4 protein-coding genes are annotated in these 2,429 nt (G+C 53.4%); all 4 read left to right on the forward strand.

Going from position 1 to position 2,429, the window contains the following annotated elements; genetic code table 11:
* Nucleotides 1-1,305, forward strand: a 1,305-nt coding sequence (locus tag DWZ40_RS19065; RefSeq protein WP_118544354.1) for a hypothetical protein, incomplete at its 5' end; no start/stop codon positions are given.
* Between the two features lie 249 nt (nucleotides 1,306-1,554).
* Nucleotides 1,555-1,836: a type II toxin-antitoxin system RelB/DinJ family antitoxin gene (locus DWZ40_RS19070; RefSeq protein WP_118544355.1), complete on the forward strand. Its 282-nt coding sequence runs from the start codon at nucleotides 1,555-1,557 to the stop codon at nucleotides 1,834-1,836.
* Nucleotides 1,829-2,101 carry a type II toxin-antitoxin system YafQ family toxin gene (locus tag DWZ40_RS19075; RefSeq protein WP_066859802.1) on the forward strand — a complete coding sequence of 91 codons (273 nt, stop codon included), beginning with the start codon at nucleotides 1,829-1,831 and terminating at the stop codon, nucleotides 2,099-2,101. The genes DWZ40_RS19070 and DWZ40_RS19075 overlap by 8 nt, the downstream gene beginning before the upstream one ends.
* 18 nt (nucleotides 2,102-2,119) lie before the next feature.
* Nucleotides 2,120-2,368, forward strand: a complete 249-nt coding sequence (locus DWZ40_RS19080) for a hypothetical protein (protein ID WP_118544356.1) — start codon at nucleotides 2,120-2,122, stop codon at nucleotides 2,366-2,368.
* Nucleotides 2,369-2,429 lie beyond the last annotated feature (61 nt).

Consider the following 2,429-nt stretch of genomic DNA (forward strand, 5'->3'; position numbering starts at 1 on the left):
TTGCAGATCGAGGGGGACGGTAAAGCGAAACGCTGTACCATTACTGACGAGCTGGACGAGCTGCGGGAGTTGCAAGATACCGATTTTACGATTATGTCCCCGATCTCCTATTTTGGGCGGCGGCGGTGCGGCAAAAATGCCCGGTATCTCTATGCCCTGGTCTTTGACCTGGACGGGGTGGGTATGCCCCAGCTCCGGGACACGCTGCACCAGATGAACAAGGATATTCTGCCCCAGGCAACCTTTGTTGTAAACAGCGGGACAGGGCTTCACCTGTATTATGTGCTGGAAGAGCCGGTGCCTATGTACCCGTACAACCAGAAATGCTTGAAAGAGCTGAAATATTCCCTTACCCGGCAGATTTGGAATAAGTTTACCTCCACCATCAAGGAGCCGCAAATGCAGGGGATTTTGCAGGGCTTTCGGGTTGTCGGCTCCGGCTCGAAGCTGGGACGGGAGTACCCTGTGAGGGCGTTTCGGCTCGGTGGGCCGGTGGAGCTGGCGCGGCTGCTTGATTATATCCCGGACAGCAATGGGGAGCAGCAGCGGCTTGAAGGGCTTATGAGAAAGAGCCGCCTGTCGCTGGCCGAGGCGAAGGAGAAGTACCCGGATTGGTATGAGCGGCGGATCGTCAAAAAGGAGCGACGGGGCCGCTGGACGGTCAAGCGTGACCTTTATGACTGGTGGCTGCACCGGATCGCCGATGAAATCCGGGTGGGCCATCGTTTCTATGGCATTATGACGCTGGCGATTTATGCGAAAAAATGCGGGATAGACGAGGACGAGCTGCGCCGGGACGCTTTCGCGCTGCTCCGGCCCTACGATGATATGAGCGTGGAGGATATAAACCGCTTTACAAAAGATGATGTGGTGTGCGCCCTGGAGATGTTCAACGAGGACTATGTGACATTCCCCAGGGACGATATAGCGAAGCTCTCCGGCCTGACTATGCCCGTCAATAAGCGGAACTGGCGCAAACAGCCAGTACATTTGCAGGGTGCGAGAGCAATCCAGGAGATTAACGATAAGGCCAATGGTACGAATTGGAGAGAAGGGAATGGGCGGCCTAAAGGCAGCGGAACGGCCCAGGCGCGGGTTTATGAATGGCGGCAGCAGCACCCGGAGGGGCGCAAGGCCGACTGTCACCGGGAAACTGGCCTTGATCCGAAAACCGTCCGCAAGTGGTGGGATTGCCCGCTGCCAGTGGTGCGCTTTGAAAATGGGCATATAACGGTGCGGGTGTCCCCTTCCCAGGAGTTGAGCGATTGGCTCCTGGACGCGCTGCACGATGGGGGTCAGGAATAAGGCACAGAAAGGCCCCTGTTACGCTTTAGAAGCCGTTTTCAGCCCTCCGAGGGTAAAATATATAGGCCCCCTCTCTACCGCGCCCGGAAAGCCGCATAAATCAAGGCTTTTTTGCCCCCTAAATGCGTACATACCAGGGTAGAACTTTAGAGCGTCGAGGGCGGGGAGGTTGTATTGACATTGTAAACAAAAAGATATACAATGAATATGATAAAACGGGTTATAATAAAAGCGAAAGGAGTTGCTATTATGGCGAATACAAGTATCAATATCCGTATGGACGCGGATTTGAAGCGGCAGTTTGAGGCGTTTTGTTCTGATATGGGAATGACGATGACAACGGCGTTCAATGTTTTTGCGCGTAAGGCTGTGAGGGAGTATAGAATACCCTTTGAAATCAGCGGCGATGTGCCGAACGCTGAAACCGTCGAAGCAATCAAGGAAGTAAAGAGAATGAAAGCCGATCCGAGCCTCGGCAAGACCTATTCCAATGTCGATCAGATGATGGAGGAGCTGCTTGCCGATGTATAACATAAGACCAACCACAAAATTTCAGAAGGATTTGAAGCGCGTGAAAAAGCGCGGTTTTGATATTTCTTTGCTGACGGATATTATTAAAAAGCTGGCGGCGGGGGAGCCGCTGCCAGAGAAGAACAGGGATCACCAACTTTCTGGGGACTATGCGGGGTGTCGTGAGTGCCACATTACGCCGGATTGGTTGCTGATCTACGAAGTGGACGGGGACGAGCTGATTTTGTATCTCACCCGGACGGGATCGCATAGCGATTTATTTTAGGGGAAGGAGGAAAGGCCTATGAGCTGGGATAAAGAGAGGATTGCGCAGATACAGCTTCCCGATCCGGCAGACGATGATCCGCACCCTCGGCTGCTCCTGGAAGGGCGTGGCATACACGCAGGAGAGGGATTTACCGCATTGTTTCCAGATGGCTGGCACGAGATTACCCTTGAAGTGGCCTGGGAGCCAACAGACCCCGGCTGTTGGTACATATCTACGCCTGGGTTTAAGGGTGTGAGTCCTGTGGGCCTGTTCGTGAAAGTATGAAAACGATCCGGCAGATAGCCGACGAGATAGGGGTATCAAAGACAGCAGTAAATAAACAAAT

Origin of the sequence: Clostridium sp. AF32-12BH (genome assembly GCF_003477935.1) — a bacterium.
Lineage (GTDB): Bacteria > Bacillota > Clostridia > Lachnospirales > Lachnospiraceae > Brotaphodocola.

Bases quoted from the DNA above. Each gene is read 5' to 3' on its own strand.
- DWZ40_RS19080 (WP_118544356.1), top strand. From the start codon at position 2,120: ATGAGCTGGGATAAAGAGAGGATTGCGCAGATACAGCTTCCCGATCCG.
- DWZ40_RS19070 (WP_118544355.1), top strand. From the start codon at position 1,555: ATGGCGAATACAAGTATCAATATCCGTATGGACGCGGATTTGAAGCGG.
- DWZ40_RS19075 (WP_066859802.1), top strand. From the start codon at position 1,829: ATGTATAACATAAGACCAACCACAAAATTTCAGAAGGATTTGAAGCGC.